Genomic DNA, 21397 nt, shown 5'->3' with positions numbered 1-21397 from the left:
CTAACAAATAGGACAGCCTTTGACAAGAAGGCTGTCCGGTTATATATATGGAAACGATGAGTACACCGCGCTTGCCGGTGTCTTTCCATTTCCATTACTTTATTATGTGGGGCGCTTATGTCGTCCCGTCTGCAAAATACGTGGGGGGACCCTTAAACTTATGGAGAAATTAATGATTAGCGGCGGACGCCCGTTGCGCGGTACGGTTTCGATCAGCGGTGCCAAGAACAGTGCGATTGCCCTGATTCCGGCTGCGTTGTTGGCGGAGTCCGAAGTCGTGTTGGACAACTTGCCGCATTTGAGTGATGTTGCGGTCTATTCAGAAATTTTGGAGGAACTGGGTGCCCGCGTATCGTGGGAAGGCAATTATATGAAGATTGACCCTTCCAATGTAGTATCCATCCCTATGCCTAACGGACCTGTGAAGAAGCTGCGTGCTTCTTATTATTTAATGGGTGCTCTGCTAGGCCGGTTTAATGAGGCAACGATCGGTTTGCCAGGGGGCTGCAATTTCGAGCCTCGTCCAATTGACCAGCATATCAAAGGGTTTGAAGCGCTCGGCGCTACTGTAACGAATGAACACGGTTCCATACATTTATATGCCAAAGAGCTGCGGGGAGCCAAGATTTACTTGGATGTTAGCAGCGTAGGCGCAACTATTAATATTATGCTGGCGGCCACTCGGGCCAAAGGCTCCACAATTATCGAAAATGCGGCTAAAGAGCCTGAAATTATAGATGTAGCTACATTATTGAATTCCATGGGTGCGAGTATTAAGGGAGCTGGCACGGAGACGATTCGGATTGAAGGCGTGTCCAAGCTAAGAGGTTGCCGGCATTCTATCATTCCTGACCGTATTCAAGCGGGTACCTATATGATAGCCGCGGCAGCAACTCGTGGCGATGTAGTGATAGATGGCGTTATTCCTAAGCACCTTGAGGCACTTACTGCTAAATTGCTAGAAATGGGTGTGAATGTAGAGGAATTGGACGAATCCATTCGCGTCAGCGGTTCCGATAAATATGAGCATGTTGATGTCAAAGCGCTGGTATACCCGGGATTTCCAACGGATTTGCAGTCGCCTATGACTAGTCTGCTTACACAGGCCGAAGGGGTTAGTGTATTGAGTGATTTCGTGTACAGCAACCGTTTTAAGCATGTTCCGGAGCTAGTACGAATGGGAGCTAAGATCCGTGTAGAGGGCCGTTCGGCTGTAATCGAAGGCGGATTGCTCAATGCAGCTAAGGTGAAGGCATCTGATTTGCGTGCTGGCGCTGCCCTAGTCATTGCCGGATTAACGGTGAAAGAAGGAATTACCGAAGTATCTGGAGTAGAATATATTGATCGCGGATACGATAATTTGGTTACGAATCTTAGGTCCTTGGGGGCTGATGTATGGCGGCAGGTGGAATAACATCCCTGCTGCCCGCATAAGTTGCCTGAGAACAGGAGATAATATAGTATGGTGTCAACAAAAAATGCTCTCATAGATTTCAAAATTATATGATAGTAAATGATAAAATTGAATAGGTGGTTTTTACATGGATCTTCAAATTGCCGACTTGGAAGGGATGAAGCTGACGGAGCTGTACAAGCTGGCCAAACAGTATCAGATTCCATATTACGGCCAATTAAAAAAGAAAGAACTGATTTTTGCGATTTTAAGAGCTCAGGCAGAGCAGAGCGGACTTATGTTTATGGAAGGCGTTCTTGAGATCTTGCCGGAGGGTTATGGCTTCCTCAGGCCGATTAACTATTTACCTAGCACGGAGGATATTTACATCTCCGCCTCGCAGATTCGCAAGTTTGACCTTAGAACCGGAGATCTGGTCTCAGGTAAATGCAGAGCGCCGAAGGAGAATGAACGCTACTTTGGACTTCTGCAGGTAAATGCCGTTAATGGAGAGAACCCTAACATCGCTGCAGAACGTTTGCATTTCCCGGCACTTACTCCTCTTTACCCACAAGAAAAAGTCGTACTTGAAACATCCCCAACACATTTATCCACGCGAATTATGGATTTGCTAGCTCCCGTTGGACTTGGACAGCGCGGCCTGATCGTTGCGCCACCAAAAGCGGGGAAGACGCTACTGCTTAAAGAAATTGCCCACAGCATATCCACTAATTATCCAGATGTTGAGCTATTCGTATTGTTGATTGATGAACGTCCGGAAGAAGTAACGGACATGCAACGCTCCGTGAAGGGTGAAGTCATCGCTTCAACCTTTGATGAGCTGCCTGAGAATCATATCAAAGTAGCTGAACTTGTATTGCAGCGTGCATTACGTTTGGTGGAACACAAGAAGGATGTTGTTATTTTATTGGATAGTATCACCCGTCTGGCGCGAGCATATAACCTGGTTGTACCGCCATCAGGTCGGACTTTAAGCGGTGGTATTGATCCGGCGGCTTTCCATCGCCCTAAGCGATTCTTCGGCTCAGCCCGGAACGTGGAGGAAGGCGGAAGCTTAACTATTCTAGCTACTGCGCTGGTGGACACCGGTTCTCGTATGGATGATATTATTTATGAAGAATTCAAGGGCACTGGTAATATGGAGCTGCATCTTGATCGCAAATTGGCGGAGAGAAGAATTTTCCCGGCGATCGATATCCGTCGTTCAGGTACACGCCGTGAAGAAGTGCTGTTGAATAAGGAAGAACTGGATACCATTTGGGCGATCCGTAAAAATATGAATGATTCCTATGATTTTGTCGAAGGTTTCTTGAAGAAACTGCGCGACTCTAAGACGAATCAAGAGTTTCTTGCTTCATTTGATGCATCGGCATCGGCAAATAACACATCGTCTGGTGGAACCAGTGCACGCCGTTCTGTACGCAGCGGGACGCAAGCTTCTGGTTCAGGGTCCAATTCCGGGTCTTAATAAACACGGTTGCGTGATGCCCTAATCCTTGATAACTGTTCAACAAATCTGTACCAAAGTTTATGTTTATGACGTACTTTTTTATAGTGCTTTAACTGAATAAAGCTGAGAAGCGGAGCTATATGTTTTCGTTGAAAACAGCTTCGTCTCCAAGAGAGATAGTCTGAAGAGGAGAACAACATGTATTTAGTATATGCTGATGCGCATGGACAGGTTTACGATCACCCGTCATTGTATGGCTTGGCCCGCAGTGCTGATATGATCGTAGAGATCATGGAGGATGAATTGATTCCACTGCCGGAGGGGGCTACACTAGTAGGTCTTCCTTGTACACGTCCGATTGGAATGGATCCGGATACGGGTGAGATGCTTCCGCTCCAAGGTGATGTTCAAGCCGTGGGAGCGCTGCTTCCACAAGGATATACAAGGCTATGTCTTCCTGGTTACGTGAAGACAGATAAAGAATACAAGCTGCCGCTATTCGGCTATTCCGCTGTAGTATGGAGGGATGGGCAGTTCTATGTAACCGCTCGGCGATCAGATGATCCTGAGAAATGGAATCCACTGAATTGCGATCCGCTAGAGTTAAAACATAATGTGAAGGCTCTAAAAGCGAAATATCCGGATAATCGTCTCTATGAGCATCTCTCGAATTGCGCTTTAGGATATGAGTGCTTGACTGCTTCCAACACTTTTCTGAATCGTTGGGAGGGGGCAGTCCCTGTCTCGTATTCTTGCAATGCTGGTTGCTTTGGCTGCATCTCGGAGCAGCCGGATGATAGCGGATTTGTCTCCCCACAGACGCGAATGAATTTCCGTCCGCGTGTTGATGAATTGGTTGAAATTATGCTAGAGCATCTGAAGACTTCAGAATCGATTATTAGCTTCGGACAGGGCTGCGAAGGAGAACCATCCACGCAGGCTAAGTTAATTATTGAGGCAATTCGTGAAGTACGGCGCCAGACCGATATGGGCTATATTAACATTAATACGAACGCGGGGTTGTTCGACCATATTCGCGGTATTGTTGATGCTGGATTGGACTTGATGCGAGTCAGTACGATTAGCGCTCTGGATGATCATTACAATGCATACTATAAGCCGCGGGGCTACACACTAGCCAATGTAGAGAAATCACTGAAATATGCGGCAGACCAAGGTGTCTATACTTCCATCAACTATTTAATATTCCCTGGGGTAACTGACCGGGAGGAAGAGATCGAGGCGATGGTTGAACTTGCCCGCCGTACGAATTTGAAGCTGATTCAACTGCGGAATCTGAACATTGATCCGGAAAGTTATCTAGAGCTTATCCCTAAGGCACAAGGCGATATTCTCGGTATGAAGCAGGCCATTGAGATATTCCAGGCGGAGCTGCCCGATGTTGTCATCGGATCTTATACGCATGTGCCCCCAGCTGAACTGGCAAGGGCGAAGGTAAGATAGTAGTAATTCACATTTATTGTGATTGCATAGTGAACTGGAGCATGCTATAATTTTTTTTGTTGCCATTATAACTCTGTACACGCATGAGGTGCAGGGCGGAAAGAGGTGAAAGTCATGAACGAAGCAATTCAACCAAAATACCACGTGACTACGGTAACTTGCGCTTGCGGCAATACCTTTGAAACAGGTTCCGTAAAACAAGATCTGCGCGTTGAAATTTGCTCCAACTGCCATCCATTCTTCACAGGTAAGCAAAAATTTGTGGATGCTGGTGGTCGTGTGGATAAATTCAAAAAGAAATACGGCTTGTAAGAGTAAAGCTGCTTAGCAGCGAATTGCATAAATGCAAATCCCCTGTCCTATATTATGGACAGGGGATTTTTCTTGTACAAAAAATGAATAAGTGCCTGATGATGTATTCTTTACGATTTAAATTCAACTGTGTTATAAATGGTGTTCCACTCGTTCTTGTTGATAATACCGAGACGCCAAATGGCGATTCCTTTCAGATCATAACGTTTGGCGAGTCCAATCAAGGTGTTAACGGAGTTCTCATCCTCATTATCCATATTCAATCCAAGAATCAGCTTGGATTTATCGGTCTCTTTCAGAGCCAACTTAATCGCCTCGTTCACTTTATCAACCGGCTCTGGCTTCTTGGAGCTACCGCCTTCATAATTGTACGCCATAATGACGAGTTCATCCGCTAATTGACCGAGCATCTTATAATCATATCCTTTATAGGAGGAATTAAGCGGATGCAGAGCCAGCGATAATTTCAAGTTAGCCGCTTTTGTCGCTATGGCAAGTTGCTTGACGAAGGTGTTGAAGGAGGAACGAGTTAATTCCTTATCCGTTGTTAGTCCCAAACCCTCGAAATCGAGCATGATTCCTTGAAAATTGTAATCGATAGCCGCTTGAACCATGTCTGCTATCGCTTGTTCCCTGTAGGTCTGATCCTCAATGATTTTTGTTAATTCCCCTTTGACATCACTCGAGTAGACCATCAGATAAGGAGTTGTGTCTGCCTTGGCTGCATCGCTAACTAGAACTTCAGGAGTTATATCACCGGCAGCCGGAGGAATTTGAAACACGTTCCCTTTAGTAGTAAACTTCCCATCCTCATCGATCCTGCTCCACCCATAAGATACAGCGTTAAATTCAGTAACCGCGTTTACATCGGAGAATGAAGAGATTGCATAGAAGCCAAGCGTATACATCTTCTTCGGTGGTGAAGTGATTGATACTGTACGGCTTGCTTGGTTCCATCCTACTTTGGCGCCAAATTGTTGGCTGAAGAAGCTGAGCGGAATCAATGTGGTGCCATTCTGTGATATAGGGGCTACAGCCAGTTTGACGGAAGAGTCATTTACCATTGCCTCCGGGTTATTCAGTGTAAGTACAACTTGAACTGAATCATCTCCCGCACCTTTGATTGCTGTAATGGTCTTCTGTGCCTGATTCCAGGTCACCTCGATACCTAACGCTTCGGAGATCGAGCGGAAAGGTACCATAGTTGTTCCCTTGAGTACTATAGGTTCTCCAGAGAAGGACAATGGATAACCGTCAAGCAAAATTTGTACCGATGATGCCGCTTCTGCTCTTGCTGGATATGAACCTGACAGGGTAGCAGCGAATAAGGAGACCCCCAATATTAGTGTCCCAAGTTTTTTCATTTTCAAAGTGAACTTCCTCCCTCTACCAAATCCTTCGAGACTATACTCTATAAATATATCAATATTTTCCTGATATTGATAGTTTCAGAGGAATGAGAGCGGTTTATCTATTTTTAATGTACTGCTCTTAGAATTTATGCGATTGTTATGGCCCGACAGGTACAATGAATTTGTAATTGCTAACTACATGAATTAGGAGGGATTGGCTTGCTGCACATTATCATTAAGCCAAACTTATATCAAGACTCCGTAAGTCTGATGCTTATGTCCAATAAGCTGTCTGGTATTGAAGGTGTAAATCAGGTTTCTGTTATGATGGGAACCCCGGCTAACATTGACATTATGAAAAATACGGGGATGTACACGCCTGAGCTCGACAAGGCCGCACCTAGTGATCTATGCATCGCCATCGATGCTGAAAATGGAGAGATTGTCAGTACCGTTCTTGAAGAAGTAGAGCAATTTTTGAAGAATCAAGCAACTGCATCTGCTAGCAATAAAGTAGAAAAAGTTAGAACATGGGATCGTGCCGTGAAGGCTATGCCGGATGCTAATCTGGCCGTAATTTCGATCCCGGGTAAATACGCTGCTGAAGAAGCGATGAGCGCGCTAGAAAACGGGCTCCATGTCTTCATGTTCAGCGACAATGTAGCGATTGAAGATGAGAAACGTATTAAAGATTTTGCGAAGGAAAAGGGCCTGATCGTAATGGGACCGGATTGTGGTACCGCTGTTATTAGCGGAGTACCTATCGCCTTCTCTAATGTCGTAAATAAAGGAAATATCGGTGTGGTTGGTGCTTCAGGTACAGGAATTCAAGAAGTAATTACGCTGATTGACAAGATGGGTGCGGGTATCAGCCATGCGCTTGGAACTGGTGGACGCGACCTGTCTGAGGAGATTGAAGCGACTACTATGCTGGATGGAATCCGTGCTCTTGCCAACAATGCGGATACAGAAGTAGTGGTTGTTATTTCTAAACCACCAGCACCGAAAGTACGCGGACAAGTAGTTGCATTATTGGCGAATATCGGCAAGCCAGTTGTAGCCATCTTTATGGGCGAGAAGCCTGAATCGAATTTGCCGACAATTAAATTTGCTCATACGCTTGAAGAAGCGGCGATTATGGCGGTTGAATTGGCAAAAGGCTCCAAGCTGGAAGTGGCTCCTGAAGCTGCATTGCCTGCAGATCTTGGACTGGCAGCAGGTCAGACGAAGATCCGTGGTCTGTATACGGGCGGTACACTTGCCTATGAAGCAGCTACGATCATGAAAGAATCCCTTCATGCGGACAAGGACAATAAACACGACGAAGGATATTTGCTGCAATATGACGGTCATGAAGTCATTGACCTTGGTGACGATATGTATACGCAAGGCCGTCCTCACCCAATGATCGATGGAACGACTCGCTTCCAATTCATTGAGAAGGCAGCTAAGCAATCCGATGTTGCGGTTATTCTGTTTGATCTTGTGTTGGGTTATGGCTCGCATGAAGATATGGCTACTCCTCTATCCAAAGTTGTGAAGAGAGCGATCGCAGAAGCGGCGAACGAAGGCCGTAGGTTGTATTTTGTGGGCTCTATTTGCGGAACGAAGAACGATCCTCAGGGATATGATACGCAATTGAAGCTGATGCAAGAAGCTGGCGCAATTATTACAGACAGCAACTTCAGTGCTGTACGTACTGCACTTCACATTATTGGTCATGAAGTTCAAGTGGGCTCAAGAGAGCTTCCGGTTCAAGAGGTAGATCTGCCTAGCGTAACTGTTGCTGCACCATCCGAAGAATTGAAGCAATTGCTCGATTCCAAGCCTCGTGTGATCAATATTGGTCTGAGCAGCTTCGCTGACAATCTGGAGACAGAAGGCAGCCGCGTTGTCCAGTTCGATTGGAGACCCGTAGCTGGCGGCAACGAGAAGTTGAGAAAGATCTTGAGCATCCTCAATAAAATGTAAGGTTGTTCAAAATGTCCACTTTTGATCACGAAGTAAAATCAAGCAGCTATTCGACATCGAATCTTGAATTCAGCCGGGCCTTCCGGTCACGTACCCAGAACAAGCAAATGCTTCCGAGGTCGTTTTCTACGAAAACGTGTAGCTCCGCTCCTCAGGCCCTAGCTTCATCCAACTGAAGCGTTTTGAAAAAACGCACATCGGAAGCATAAGCTTCGGTGCTGAAAACTGGACTTTTTGAACACACATTGTAAGAAAAATAAAACATGGGGTGATAAGAATGTATTCAACCATTGATGAGGCCAATCAAGCGGTTATTGAGAAAATTAAAAATTCACAGCCATTCCTATTGGACGTTGTTCCGGCGAAATCGGTCATTCCTGAACTGAACGGGAAAGTCCTGCTTCATGCAGGCCCGCCAATGGAGTGGGAGAATATGACAGACCCAATGAAAGGATCGTGTGTCGGCGCTGTCTTGTTTGAAGGCTGGGCTGCTGATGAGACCGAGGCACGGAAAATGTTGGAGGGCGGAGAAGTTCAATTCATTCCTTGTCATCACGTATCTGCCGTAGGGCCGATGGGTGGGATCACGTCTGCCAATATGCCTGTATTGGTTGTTGAGAACAAAGAGCATGGCAACCGTGCTTACTGTACGATGAACGAAGGTATTGGTAAAGTGCTTCGTTTCGGCGCTTATAGCGAAGAAGTTATCAACCGTTTGAACTGGATGAGAGACGTACTCGCTCCAACGTTGTCCAAGGTTCTGAAATTGATGGATGGCGGATTGAACGTGAACGTTATTATCGGTAAGGCAATTACGATGGGTGACGAATTCCACCAACGTAATATTGCTGCATCGCTAGTCTTCCTTAAAGAGGTCGCCCCTTACCTGACGATCGCCAATTTGGATGAGAAGACGAAGCATGATGTTATGAAGTTCCTTGCTGATACGGACCAGTTCTTCTTGAACATTATGATGGCTTCAGCAAAAGCGGCTATGGATGCTTCCCGTACTATTGAATACGGCACGATCGTGACCGCGATGACTCGTAATGGTCATGAGTTCGGAATCCGTGTGGCGGGGCTTGGTGACCAATGGTTCACAGCGCCTGTTAATACACCGGAAGGTCTGTTCTTTACTGGCTATACTCAAGATGACGCGAACCCGGATATGGGTGACTCCGCAATCACTGAGACATTTGGTGTCGGCGCTATGGCGATGGTAGCAGCTCCTGGGGTAACCCGTTTTGTGGGTGCAGGCGGATTTGATGACGCACTGGCAATCAGCAATGAGATGAGCGAAATTTGTATTGCTTACAACTCCAACTATGCGATTCCTACATGGAACTTCCAAGGCACTTGTCTGGGAATCGACATCCGCAAAGTCGTAGAGACAGGAATTACACCGATCATTAATACCGGCATTGCGCATAAACAAGCAGGCGTAGGCCAGGTTGGCGCAGGTACGGTTCGTGTTCCATTCGGTTGTTTCGAGAAGGCGTTGATCGCCTATGCGGAGAAAATGGGAATTGAAGTTTAATGCTCTATCCAGCTACGTTCATATCTAGAGGGCGGTATAGCGCATCGGTGTTTTTTCTGAGCCAGACGAGGAGCTTTGGAGTTGTTCAGAGCATATTTACCAATGGACTTAATATAGCCTTCGGTAAATATCTTGTCTTTGTAGGAACGGAATATGGCAATGGAGTACCATTCGGCATCCACATCGAGTCGTATTTATACGATCGTCTGCTTGCTGAGACATTCATCGGCGAGGAGGTTGTGTGGAACCGCGAGCAGCAGCAGCTCTCATTTACGAACTGCAATGTTCACATTCACATCTCATTGATGGATTCCTTCGATTGTTCTTTGAAGCTGCGGGCACAGCCGGACCTTCGGTTATCTGAATGGGCTCCGAAGATGCGTGATTTAGCCACAAGCATGAACAAAGAGCTGGGACTAGGTTTGACCTTAAATGATGCGTTGGCACTGCTTGAGACCCGGGAAGCAAATTCGGAGTTGGAGCGCCGTTTATTAACTTTATCACAGGCCATCAAAGAACCGGGTCATGAGATAAACATCGACTTGATCAAATATTTTATCGGTCGGGGGCAAGGGTTGACACCAAGCGGCGATGACTTCCTCGTTGGTATTATGGCCATCGAGCGAATACTCGGCAAAGCAGACTCCGGGGTATCCTGGGCGATAAGCAGAATCATCGGGAAGCTACCCAGCTTAACGACACAGGTTAGTGCCAACTATTATTACAGCGCATGCGAGGGCTATTTCAGCACAGTAATTCTGGATATACTTGCCGCGCTGCTGAATGAACCGGATTATGATTTTGAAGAATGTGCAACAGCTTTATTAAATGTAGGCAGTAGTTCTGGGATGGATACGTATTTCGGACTTTTATTTGCCGTCATGTCATGTGGATTGTTATAGATTTGTAATGTACCTAAGGGGCGGGTTACGGGAGAGAGTCGTTCAGCTATGAATTCAGAATTCTCATAACTCGCCCTAAATATTGTTCCTGTGCTCCCTTCATTCACATTAAGGTAATGTGGTCGTTTTATAACAACTTTTGTTATGTTTATTTTATTTTTTTGAAGCTGAATAGCCGGTTATTTTAATGAACTTTTGATTAGATTTAAGGAATTTTCGTACGTATGATTATGGTATAGATAGCTATCTTATTTAGTTTCAATATGGAGAGGTTATTATGAGTAAAATGCTTATTGCAATTGGTGGAAACGCCATCATCCAAGAGGGTCAAAAAGGTACGATTGCCGAGCAGAAAGTGAATATATTAACAAGTTGTGAACCCATTGTTGATATGATCGCACAAGGACATCAAGTTGTTGTCACACATGGCAATGGACCGCAGGTAGGTAATTCATTAGTTAAGGCGAAATTGTCCGCCGATGTTATTCCAATGTTTCCTCTCGATGTATATGGGGCTGAATCGCAAGGGAATTTAGGTTATTTAATTCAGCAAACGATTACAAATATGCTGGCTAGCCGCGGATTGGACAAGAAGGCTGTATCGGTAGTAACGCAAGTGCAAGTTGATGCGAACGATCCAGCATTCCATAACCCAACCAAGCCAATCGGTCCTTTCTATACGAAGGAAAGTTTGGATCAGGCTTTTGCTGAAGGGGGAGCTTTCCCTTACGTTGAGGACAGCGGCCGGGGTTACAGACATGTTGTTCCATCACCGATTCCTTCCAAGATTGTTGAGAAGGAAGCCGTTGAAGCACTGCTATCCAAGGACTTGACGGTTATTACTGTGGGCGGGGGAGGAATCCCTGTCGTAGAGGAGAACGGACAGCTTAAAGGTGTGGAAGCGGTCGTGGACAAGGACTTTGCCAGCGCCTTGCTCGCTGCAGAGATCGGAGCTGATTATTTGTTCATTCTGACTGGTGTTGCTCAAGTTGCAATTAACTTCGGTAAACCGGACCAGAAGAACCTGGATCGTATTACGCTGGATGAGGCTACCCGCTACCTGAATGAGGGGCAGTTCCCGAAAGGCAGCATGGGTCCTAAGATCGAAGCGGCGATTCTATTCTTGAAGAGCGGCGGTAAAAATGTCATCATTACTTCAATTGATAAATTGCAAGATGCACTGGAAGGCAAATCAGGTACTTGGTTAGTTCCAAATGCAGATTCAATGAATCACAAACTCGCATAGAAAGGTGCATACCATGAAGACGAAAAAATACTTTTTAACGTCATTATTTACTTTGGCAATGTTCTTGCTCATGCTACCTATGCAAGCCTTCGCGGCAGATTCTATTGGTGCTGATGTACCGACTCCTACCGGATGGTACGCGCTTTTAACGATTCTGCCCCTGATTGTCATTCTGGTCCTGCTGTTCATGAAGGTTGATATGATCGCAGCTGGTCTGGTCGGCGGCGTGATGGCGATGATCATCGGCGGCATATCCTTGACTGAGGCCAACCAGGCCTTCCTGGATTCGATTCCAGGTATGCTCTCGATTACCGTGCCGATCATTAACTCGGCAGTAGCGATGGCTGTGTTTAAATCAGGTGGTTATACCTCGGCCTTGACCCTGGTTCGTAGAGGGATTAAGGGACGTGTAGAAATCTTCGCTGCATTTATCGTTCTGCTGCAAGCTGCAGCAACTTATATGTCAGGTATCGGCGGCGGAAGCGCGATGGTTATCGCACCACTAGCGATGGCGGCATTGGGCGCTATTCCAGAAGTTATTGCTGCGATGTCTATCGTATCTGCAGTCAGCTTCACAACATCTCCTGCATCGCTGGAGTCTGGAATCGTCTCGAAGTTGTCCGGCATTCCAGTAGCCGACTATGTAGCTGAAATGCGTCTGTTCACTTTGGGCTTCGTTATCCTTGGTATTGCTATCGCATTCTGGGGGGCTAAGCGAAGAAAGGCACTCTTCGTAGGTGAAGAGAGCAGCGAATTTGCCGGAATGAACAACAAGCAATTGTTCAAAATGACAATCCCGGCAATCTTCTTGCTCGGATCGGTTATTCTCGGACCAATCATTAATAAAGCAATTAGCTATAGCTTGTTTACACCGCTCGTGTACACCATGTTGACCGTGTTCTTGATTTTCCTTTGCACGAAATTCACACTAAACAAATCGCTTGAGGCGATGGTTGATGGTTCAACTTATATTTTGACACGTCTGTTCAGCGTAGGTATCTTCCTGGCGTTCATTAATATGATCGGTCAGACCGGTGCTTTTGCAGCGATCTCGAACGTAGCAAGTCAGGCTCCTACAGCTATCGTTGTTCCTGTAGCCGTACTGGCAGGTATATTGGTTGGTATTCCAGCCGGAGCATATGTTGGTTCCATTCTGACCTTGGTACTGCCGATTGCTGTAACACTCGGATTCTCGCCTGTTGCCTTTGGTTTTGTAGCTATGGGTGTAGGTCTTGGAAGTCAACTCAGCTTCGTTAACATTACCATGCAAGCTCTTTCGTCCGGGTTCCAGATTCCAATTCTGCAAGTCGTTAAAGGCAATGCGAAGTGGGTAGGACTCTCGATGGCCATCTTGTTGGTACTTTCGTTAATCTTCGGATAAGTCACAGTCGTTCGGATTTACTCAATTAATTATTCAACCGGGAGGAACAAACAATGGATATCTTGATTAAGAAGGCAAGAATTGCTGAGGGCGCGGAGCTCCGTGATATTGCGATCGACAACGGGAAAATCGTTGGAATAGAAGCGAATATCGAGGCAGAAGCAGGACGTGTTATCGAAGCGAACGGTAAGGTGTTAATCCCAGGCCTAGTTGAGAGCCATCTTCATTTGGATAAAGCGCTCATCGCAGACCGTCTGCCGAACAAATCAGGTACATTGCAGGAGGCCATTCGTGTTACAGGCCAATTGAAGCCGACGTTTACGAAGCAGGATATTCGCGATCGTGCCAGCAGAACTTTAGACATGTTGGTTAAGAACGGTACGACTCATTTGCGGACTCATTCTGAATTCGATCCATCCCAGGGCTTCACAGGACTTGAAGTGATTCTTGAGCTCCGTGAAGAGTATAAGAACCTGATCGACATTCAAGTTGTTGCCTTCCCTCAAGAGGGAATCTTCAAAGCTCCAGGTACAGATAAAATGATGTACGAGGCTATGGAGATGGGCTGCGATATCGTTGGTGGGGTTCCATACAATGACATCTCAGCTAAAGAGCATATCGACTTTGTATTCGAGCTTGCTAAGAAATACAATAAGCCTATCGACCTTCATCAGGACTTCAAGGATGACGCAGAAGGTACTACGATTGACTATGTTGCTGAGAAGACTATCGCTGAAGGCTTCGTAGGCAGAGTATCGGTAGGTCACTTGACTAGTATCGCCGCTATGCCTCGTGAGCAATTGCTGCCAATCATCGAGAAGATGAATGAAGCGCAAATCAGCGTTATGAGCCTTCCATGCACAGACCTGCATCTTGGAGCGCGTAATGATGCTTATAACGTTCGCCGGACAGTTACTCCTATCCGTGCACTTCGCGATGGCGGTGTAAATATGTGTATTGCGACGAATAATATTCGTAACGCATTCACACCATATGGTAACGGCGACTTGATGCTGACGGCTATGATCGCTATCCCTGTAGGCCATTTGGGCGGTGCAGATGACTTGCATACGGTTCTGCCGATGATTACTACGAATCCAGCTAAGGCTCTCGACTTGAAGGGCTATGGTATTGCTGTGGGTAATAATGCGGACCTCGTATTGCTCGACTCTGAATCAATTACGAATGCTATCATTGATGTACCGACCAGATTGTTCGTCATCAAGAGCGGTAAAGTAACGGTTGAAACGGTACGCACAGTTAAAGTCAACGCATAGTTTTTCGATACGGATACAATAGGATTACTCCATATTCTTCGCCGAGAATATGGAGTTTTTCCATTTCTGTTGCTCTTCACAGAATTCCGCCTGAGTTATAATATTTAATTAGAATGACAACAACAGTCTTAAAGAATGGAGATCGACGAATGACTCAGAAGAAGACGGCGAGCGAAGAATTTGATACGGATGATCGATTTAATCCAAATGCGCAGATTGTTGGGAAGGAGTTCTTCTTGAAAGAATGCCTGAAGGAGTTTCAGAACTTAACAAATTATCAAGTAAGCTGCTGGTTCCCAAATTATTCGATTACCGCTAGCGGTGCTGTCCATCAAGGGGAGGAGTGGGAGGATTTCCTTCGTGAACGAATCCCGAACCCGAACCCAATTGTTCATTCGATTCAAATTCATGAGGTTGAGAACGGTAAGATCGTATTTGATGACGGAGGTAATGAGGAAGCGAAGAATGAACCGTCGGAGCGCTTAATCACTCTTTCCAACCTATTCAGTTCCTTATACCAAGCGAAGTTGAATTCGGATCTATACAGAGACTGGCTGTATAAATTGGACAACTTGCTAAAGAGTATGTCAGACGGGATTGTTCTGTTGAATTTGCAGAGGAATGTGATTCATCAGAATGATGCTTTCGTTCAATTTATTAAGACATATAATGATGGTAAAATGATTATTAATGAGAACCAGCTCATTAAGATGTTCATACAGATTAACGAACTCGAATCGGTCGATATTGAGGAGTTCGCATCCCAGAATGAAGCTTCGATCCGAATCAAGGCGCAGCTTCCTGGAAAGATTCGTTACTTTGAAATTAAGAAATTTGCAGTGTATGAGAATAGTGAGCCCTTGGGTAATGTGTATAGTATTCGGGATATTACGAAGGAATATGAGGTTGACCAGATCAAGAGCAACTTGATCTCGATCGCCAGCCATGAATTCAAGACTCCGCTAACCAATATCAGGGGAAGTGTGGAGACTCTCTTGAGAGGGGCATCCAATAAATGGGACGAGTCCTTCTCTCATGATCTACTGTTAGGAATCCATGAGGACGTGCTTCATTTACAGGAGCTGATTGACGTCTGGATGGATGTGAAGAAGATTGAGACAGGCACCTTGCTGTTGCATCAGGATTTCTTCCCGCTGTTCCAACTGATCAAGGGAACGTTGAATCAACTTCCGGAGAAGGTAATGAGCCAAGGCGAGATCGTGTTCAATTATGATACGACGTCCAACTTCCCGTTATTATACGGGGATGAAGCTCGTGTAAGGCAGGTTCTGATCAATCTGATTATTAATGGACTTACTTATAATGATGCCAAGGAAAAGAAGATTGTCGTCGATATTTATCATGATGACCAGTTTATTTATATAGAAGTAACAGATAATGGAATCGGCATATCTGAGAAAAATCAGAAGAAAATATTTGAGCGTTTCTATAGAGCTGATATTTCAGCGGCACGAAAGAGCGGGGGATCCGGTCTTGGTCTGTCGATCAGTGAGGGATTGATCCGCGAGCATGGCGGCGAAATTTATGTGAAGAGCCAACTAAATGAAGGAAGCACCTTTACCGTTAAACTGCCGATTATTCAAGTTCCATAGGAGGTAAAGATGAAGAATAACTATAAAATAGCAATCGTGGACGATGAACCGAAGATCGTACGATTCATTAAAGCGAATTTGCTGTCTTTTAACTATCAAGTCTGTACATTCTCCAATGGCGAACAGTTCCTGGAGCAATTCGACTTGCATGAGCCTGACCTGGTTTTGCTTGATGTGATGATGCCCGATATGGATGGCTTTACGGTATTGAAGCAGCTCCGCAAATTCAGCAAGGTCCCGGTAATCTTCTTGACGGCGCGCAGCGCATCCGACGATATGCTTCAAGCCTTCGACCTGGAGGCTGATGACTACTTGACGAAGCCATTCTCTCTGGACGAACTGTTCGCCAGGGTCAAGGCAGTATTGCGCCGTACGAAGGTGAATTACGAACTCAGTCGTGAGGAGAGCCGGATTACGACGTATAATCTCGAGATCAACATCGCCCAGAAGCGTGTCTATGTCAAAGGGAATGAAGTGAAGCTGACGAATATTGAATATTTGATTCTGGAGCTTCTAGGGATGCATATGGACAAGATTATTAGTCATGAGCAGATATTGACGACCGTATGGGGACCGGACTATAGCAACGAAATCGAGTATCTCAGAGTAGCGGTGGCTCGTATCCGCAAGAAGCTGAAGCAGGCTGGCTGTGACCACTATCAGGAAGTGATTAAGACCTACTCGGGTATAGGTTATTCACTGATATCCAGTAAGGGTGATTATGAATCGGAGAAGAAGCCAGCTAGCGAAGAGAACCAACCATTAGAAGAATAGATTTACTGCCAGAATTGGTTGTGCAGCCAAGTTTATCCCCTAGGTTGCAATTTGGATAGGCATGAGATATACTTAATTTCACCGTGCTAGATGGGGAGGTAGCGGTGCCCTGTAACTCGCAATCCGCTATAGCGAGGTTGAATTCCTGTTAGAGGTCTTGTCGATGTGAGGTCCGGTCTTTATGGCAGACGTTGACGGATGGGTCCTCCGCAATGAGTAACTGTGAACCTGGTCAGGTCCGGAAGGAAGCAGCCATAAGCAGTCCCACTCATGTGCCGGAGGAGTGCCTGTCCCGAGTTGAGCCATAAGGGTGCCGCTCGGATCGCAATGATCAATAACAGGTGCACGGCTACATATTGGATAAGAATACATCTTTGTCTTGGGACAGAGATGTTTTTTTATGGAAATGTGGCTACTCTGGCAGATACTTCTTCTTAGATAACTGATGGGTAACATATAGTGCGTGTTCAAAAAAGGCCGGTTTTCAGCACCGAAGCTTATGCTTCCGATGTGTCGCTCCTCCTTGAATGGCTTCGATCAGGTTTTCTTATCAAAAGCGGACTTTTTGAACAACCTCTTATAGAAGTTTTTCTGTTCACGTGAGTATAGTATAATAAGAGGGCGGCGACTGAGCCGCCCTAGGGATAGAAAGAAGGTGCCGCAATGGAGCATATTGCGTTGTACCGTGCTTGGCGGCCGCAGTCGTTTCAAGACATGGTAGGACAACAGCATATTATCCGTACACTGCAGAATGCGATTCGTGAGCAGCGCCTATCGCATGCTTATTTATTTAGCGGACCGCGCGGGACGGGGAAGACGACAACTGCCAAGGTCCTGGCCAAAGCAGTTAACTGTGAGAAGGGTCCTGCAGCAGAGCCTTGCAATGAGTGCGAAGCATGCCGGAGGATTACCGCAGGCGCTGTGATGGATGTGCTTGAAATTGACGCCGCTTCCAACCGGGGGGTCGAGGAAATCCGCGATCTTCGCGAGAAGGTGAAGTACGCCCCTACAGAAGTGCGGCAAAAGGTTTATATTATCGATGAAGTTCATATGTTAACAACTGAAGCTTTCAATGCGCTACTCAAGACGCTTGAGGAGCCGCCTCCACACGTGATGTTCATTCTGGCTACAACTGAGCCGCATCGGCTTCCGGCGACGGTAATCTCGCGCTGTCAGCGCTTTGACTTCCGTCGTGTCTCATTGGAAGAGCAGGCTGGTCGTCTGAAGATGATATGCGAGCAAGAAGGGATCACCGCCGAAGAAGATGCTATTCAGTATATTTGCAGGTTGTCTGATGGGGGAATGCGGGATGCCCTTAGCATTTTGGATCAGATCGCTTCATTTACGGATGGACATGTCTCTTACGAGCAAGTGATGAGCTTGACTGGTGGGATTCCGTCTAAGCAGTTCGCTCAGCTCGCTCAGACCCTAATTGAAGGTGATGTCGGCGGCATGATGCAGATCATTGAACAGCTCATGCAGGAAGGTAAGAGCGCCGATAAGTGCATGGAGAACTTGATGTATTATTTCCGCGATCTGCTGATGATCAAGACAGTTCCTCAGGCGGACAAGCTGACCGAGCGTGTGCTTGATCCAGAGGATTACAGGGAGATGGCGCATGCTTTCTCACGGCCACAGTTGTTCCGGATTATTGAGACATTGAATCACTATCAGACGGAGATGAAGTATTCTCAGCAGCCGCAGATGCTGTTCGAAGTCGCTTTATTGAAGCTCTGTAGTATTCCACAGCAGGAATCCGTGTCGGGAGATGGGGCGGGAAGCACTGCTCACGTAGTCGAAGCCTCGGAGATTAAGCAACTCAAGCAGCAGATGGTCGAGCTGGAGAAGAAGCTCGAGAAGGCGCTGCAGGGAGGTCTGGCTGCGGCTGGTGGAGGTGGAGCACAGGCTTCTAGCCAAGCAAGCTCAGCCCGATCGTCCAGAAGTGTATCGCCACGTGTCTCCTCAGCAGCCAAAATACCGTCCGGCATGGATCGGTACGTCGCTCAGAAAGATGGTTCGGATACCTCAATGGTTCAGAGCAAATGGCACCAGGTGCTGCAGGCCGTTAAGGATGAGAAGGTGACGATACACGCCTGGTTCATGAATGGAGAGCCTGTCTCTGTACTGGAGGATTCTATTCTGGTTGCATTTAAGAATGAGATTCACCGGGAGACAACAGAGAAGCCAGCCCATAAAGGAGTTATCGAGCAGGTACTGGAACGCCAATTCGGTAAGCCGTACCGTCTAGTGACGATGATGCTTAAGGACTGGAGTGAAGCGATTCAGAGTGGAGCGGCTGCTCCGGCGCAGCCTCTGGAGCTTGAGCATGAGGAAGAGCAGGGCGGGAGCAAGGAACCTTGGGTCGATGAGGCTCTAGAGATGTTCGGCGAAGATCTCGTCGTGATTAAAGAGTAACTTTTTGGTATGATTAACAACACATAATTAAATCACTTATTGAATTGAAGGAGATGTGGCTTACGTGAACAATATGAACCAAATGATGAAGCAAGTGAAGAAAATGCAAGAGCAAATGCTGAAGGCGCAAGAGGAACTTGCCACTAAGACAGTGGATGGTAGTGCAGGTGGCGGCGTTGTAACTGTACAAGTGAACGGACATAAGAAGGTGTTGTCCGTTAACATCAAGCCAGAAGCGGTCGATCCGGATGATGTGGAAATGCTACAGGATCTTATCCTTGCCGCGGTAAATGATGCTCTTGGCAAAGCCGAAGAACTCGCTAACCAGGATATGGGCAAATTTACAGGCGGAATGAAAATTCCAGGTCTATTTTAATCCAGATTGAAGGAGAACACTCCCATTGTATTATCCCGAACCGATCGCGAAGCTGATCGATGCTTTTACACATTTGCCAGGTATCGGTCCGAAGACCGCGGCTAGGCTGGCTTTTCATGTGCTGCGTATGGAAGAAGATGACGTCATAGATTTCGCCAAAGCCCTCGTCAGCGTGAAGAGAAATCTTCATTACTGTTCCGTCTGCTGCAATATTACGGATACGGATCCGTGTCGGATCTGTCAGGATAAGACTCGTGATCCTTCTGTGATCTGCGTTGTTCAGGAATCGAAGGATCTGGTAGCGATGGAGAGAACGAAGGAATTTGACGGCTACTATCACGTGCTTCAAGGGGCGATATCCCCAATGGAAGGTCTTGGCCCGGATGATATCCGTCTGAAGGAACTGCTAACTCGTCTAAGTGATGAACGGGTCAAGGAACTGATCCTTGCTACTAATCCAAATATTGAAGGCGAGGCCACTGCTATGTATATTTCGCGGCTGGTGAAGCCTTTTGATATTCGGGTTACACGGATTGCCCATGGACTGCCGGTTGGCGGTGACCTTGAGTACGCGGATGAGGTAACTTTGTCCAAGGCGCTTGAGGGCCGAAGAGAACTCAGTTGATTTATACCGTTTATGGAGAACCTTAATCCAGAAGTATAACCTCTTCTTTTGGATTAAGGTTCTTTTGTTTTTGGTTCTAAGTTTGTCCCTCGCCCGATACATATGGAATAAACCGGAATGAAGGGGTGAACGGCCATGAGACAGAAGAATGCTGAGAGCAAGGAGCTACTGTCCGTAACGTTGGAGCCGGGTCAGGAGGAAGAGTATAAGAGGATGCTCTACCATGAGGTCAATAAGGCTCGTAAGGAGTGGGAGTGGGCCTATATGGCATTCCAGGAGGCGGTGGGTCAGGATAATATTGATGTGGCCATCTATACGCTGGAGGCCGCAGAGAGAAGGTATCAAATTGAGCTTAAACGGGCTAAGCATGCTAATGTTAGATGGGATGCCTTCCAATATGGTTCCTATTTTGAGTAAAGTGAGTGTTCAAAAAGATCGGTTTTCAGCACAGAAGCTTATGCTTCCGATGTGAGTTTTTTAAAACGCTTCAGTTGAATGAAGCTAGGGCATGAGGAGCGGAGCGTACGTAGTTGGTACGTGAGCACCTGAGAAGTTTCCGGAGGAAACATGACTTCGTAAGCATCCGCTTAGGCCCGGGTGAATTCAAGATTCGATGGCGAATAAGCTCTCAGTGTTACTTCGTGTTATATAGAATTTATTCGTTATCAGCGTGCTGATGAAATTCTATATCGCAAGAAAACCTACCTTTGAATCGCGGTCGCTCCTCCTTGAATGACTTCGATCGGTTTTCTTATCAAAAGTGGGTTTGTTGAACAACCTTTTAAGGAAAGGATGGGACGAGACGGTGAGAATTATTTTAATAGGTGTTTTAGCTGTTTCTTTGCTCTTGCTGCTGTATGTCGTCTTTTCACGTAAGCTAGGCCTAGCATGGTTAACCCGGGTGGGGCTACATATTGTCCTGGCTGCGCTAGGGATCTATATCGTGAATTTCTCCGGATTGTTGACCGAGGCATACATCCCTCTGAACCCGATTACAATTAGTACGGCGTTTGTGCTCGGATTGCCAGGGGTGGCTCTTCTATTAGGGTTAAAATTAACTATGATTTGACTGTTGACGAGCAATCCGTTCTGTGGTACATTATTAATCGCTTCTCTAAGAGGTCAAGCTGTTCTGATAACTTCAAAAACATAAAGTTAAAAAAACTTCTTGACATAAACGAGGCGAACATGATATATTATAAAGGTCGCTGCTGAGAACGAAAGCGACGCTGAAAACGAAGTTGATCTTTGAAAACTGAACAACGAGTGAGCGGGTTTCACATCAAGT

At 46.3% G+C, this 21397-nt stretch carries 18 protein-coding genes and 1 other RNA gene; 18 read left to right on the top strand and 1 reads right to left on the bottom strand.

Going from position 1 to position 21397, the window contains the following annotated elements; genetic code table 11:
- Window positions 1-160 precede the first annotated feature (160 nt).
- From ABD014_RS21145 to rpmE, 4 genes are all read left to right on the top strand, one after another.
- Window positions 161-1414, top strand: a complete 1254-nt coding sequence (locus ABD014_RS21145; RefSeq protein WP_343864597.1) for a UDP-N-acetylglucosamine 1-carboxyvinyltransferase — start codon at window positions 161-163, stop codon at window positions 1412-1414.
- A 127-nt stretch (window positions 1415-1541) separates the two neighbouring features.
- The gene (gene rho / locus ABD014_RS21140; RefSeq protein ID WP_343864594.1) at window positions 1542-2882 is read left to right on the top strand and encodes a transcription termination factor Rho; all 1341 of its coding nucleotides are present in this window, start codon (window positions 1542-1544) and stop codon (window positions 2880-2882) included.
- Window positions 2883-3062: 180 nt separating this feature from the next.
- Entirely contained in the window at window positions 3063-4328 is a 1266-nt protein-coding gene (locus ABD014_RS21135; protein WP_343864592.1) for a radical SAM family protein, read from the top strand.
- A 114-nt stretch (window positions 4329-4442) separates the two neighbouring features.
- Window positions 4443-4640 carry a 50S ribosomal protein L31 gene (gene rpmE, locus ABD014_RS21130; protein ID WP_068778087.1) on the top strand — a complete coding sequence of 66 codons (198 nt, stop codon included), beginning with the start codon at window positions 4443-4445 and terminating at the stop codon, window positions 4638-4640.
- 110 nt (window positions 4641-4750) lie between these two features.
- On the opposite strand, the gene ABD014_RS21125 is transcribed toward rpmE, so the two are convergent.
- Window positions 4751-6004 (bottom strand): stalk domain-containing protein, encoded by a 1254-nt coding sequence (locus tag ABD014_RS21125; protein WP_343864666.1) that lies wholly within the window; start codon window positions 6002-6004, stop codon window positions 4751-4753.
- Window positions 6005-6211: 207 nt separating this feature from the next.
- On the opposite strand from ABD014_RS21125, the gene fdrA reads away from it, so the two are divergent.
- The 14 genes from fdrA to ABD014_RS21055 all read left to right on the top strand — a co-directional run bounded on the left by fdrA (window position 6212) and on the right by ABD014_RS21055 (window position 21178).
- Window positions 6212-7963 carry an acyl-CoA synthetase FdrA gene (gene fdrA, locus ABD014_RS21120; RefSeq protein ID WP_343864589.1) on the top strand — a complete coding sequence of 584 codons (1752 nt, stop codon included), beginning with the start codon at window positions 6212-6214 and terminating at the stop codon, window positions 7961-7963.
- A gap of 277 nt (window positions 7964-8240) precedes the next feature.
- Window positions 8241-9500, top strand: a complete 1260-nt coding sequence (locus tag ABD014_RS21115; protein ID WP_343864587.1) for a YlbE family protein — start codon at window positions 8241-8243, stop codon at window positions 9498-9500.
- On the top strand, window positions 9500-10402 hold the full coding sequence (locus ABD014_RS21110; RefSeq protein WP_343864585.1) for an oxamate carbamoyltransferase subunit AllH family protein: 903 nt from the start codon (window positions 9500-9502) through the stop codon (window positions 10400-10402). The genes ABD014_RS21115 and ABD014_RS21110 overlap by 1 nt, the downstream gene beginning before the upstream one ends.
- Before the next feature lie 277 nt (window positions 10403-10679).
- Window positions 10680-11648, top strand: a complete 969-nt coding sequence (gene arcC, locus ABD014_RS21105) for a carbamate kinase (RefSeq protein ID WP_343864583.1) — start codon at window positions 10680-10682, stop codon at window positions 11646-11648.
- Window positions 11649-11661: 13 nt separating this feature from the next.
- On the top strand, window positions 11662-13029 hold the full coding sequence (locus ABD014_RS21100) for a citrate transporter (protein WP_343864581.1): 1368 nt from the start codon (window positions 11662-11664) through the stop codon (window positions 13027-13029).
- 53 nt (window positions 13030-13082) lie between these two features.
- Entirely contained in the window at window positions 13083-14306 is a 1224-nt protein-coding gene (locus ABD014_RS21095; protein ID WP_343864578.1) for an amidohydrolase family protein, read from the top strand.
- Between the two features lie 149 nt (window positions 14307-14455).
- Window positions 14456-15919 (top strand): sensor histidine kinase, encoded by a 1464-nt coding sequence (locus ABD014_RS21090; RefSeq protein WP_343864576.1) that lies wholly within the window; start codon window positions 14456-14458, stop codon window positions 15917-15919.
- Window positions 15920-15928: 9 nt separating this feature from the next.
- A complete protein-coding gene (locus ABD014_RS21085) occupies window positions 15929-16693 on the top strand; it encodes a response regulator transcription factor (protein WP_343864574.1) in 765 nt (254 codons plus the stop codon).
- Window positions 16694-16774: 81 nt separating this feature from the next.
- Window positions 16775-17042: signal recognition particle sRNA large type (ffs, locus tag ABD014_RS21080), an RNA gene on the top strand.
- 314 nt (window positions 17043-17356) lie between these two features.
- Window positions 17357-19108: a DNA polymerase III subunit gamma/tau gene (gene dnaX, locus ABD014_RS21075; protein WP_343864571.1), complete on the top strand. Its 1752-nt coding sequence runs from the start codon at window positions 17357-17359 to the stop codon at window positions 19106-19108.
- 64 nt (window positions 19109-19172) lie between these two features.
- On the top strand, window positions 19173-19484 hold the full coding sequence (locus ABD014_RS21070; protein ID WP_251418183.1) for a YbaB/EbfC family nucleoid-associated protein: 312 nt from the start codon (window positions 19173-19175) through the stop codon (window positions 19482-19484).
- 25 nt (window positions 19485-19509) lie between these two features.
- On the top strand, window positions 19510-20109 hold the full coding sequence (gene recR, locus ABD014_RS21065) for a recombination mediator RecR (RefSeq protein WP_068778097.1): 600 nt from the start codon (window positions 19510-19512) through the stop codon (window positions 20107-20109).
- 135 nt (window positions 20110-20244) lie between these two features.
- Window positions 20245-20526 carry a DUF2508 family protein gene (locus tag ABD014_RS21060; protein WP_343864566.1) on the top strand — a complete coding sequence of 94 codons (282 nt, stop codon included), beginning with the start codon at window positions 20245-20247 and terminating at the stop codon, window positions 20524-20526.
- A 388-nt stretch (window positions 20527-20914) separates the two neighbouring features.
- Window positions 20915-21178, top strand: coding sequence for a pro-sigmaK processing inhibitor BofA family protein (locus ABD014_RS21055; protein WP_343864564.1), 264 nt, complete (start codon window positions 20915-20917; stop codon window positions 21176-21178).
- Window positions 21179-21397 lie beyond the last annotated feature (219 nt).

This window comes from Paenibacillus motobuensis, assembly GCF_039521865.1.
GTDB classification, from domain to species: domain Bacteria; phylum Bacillota; class Bacilli; order Paenibacillales; family Paenibacillaceae; genus Fontibacillus; species Fontibacillus motobuensis.
Note: the sequence above shows the minus strand (reverse complement) of the source record. Positions and strands in the feature narration are given on the sequence as shown.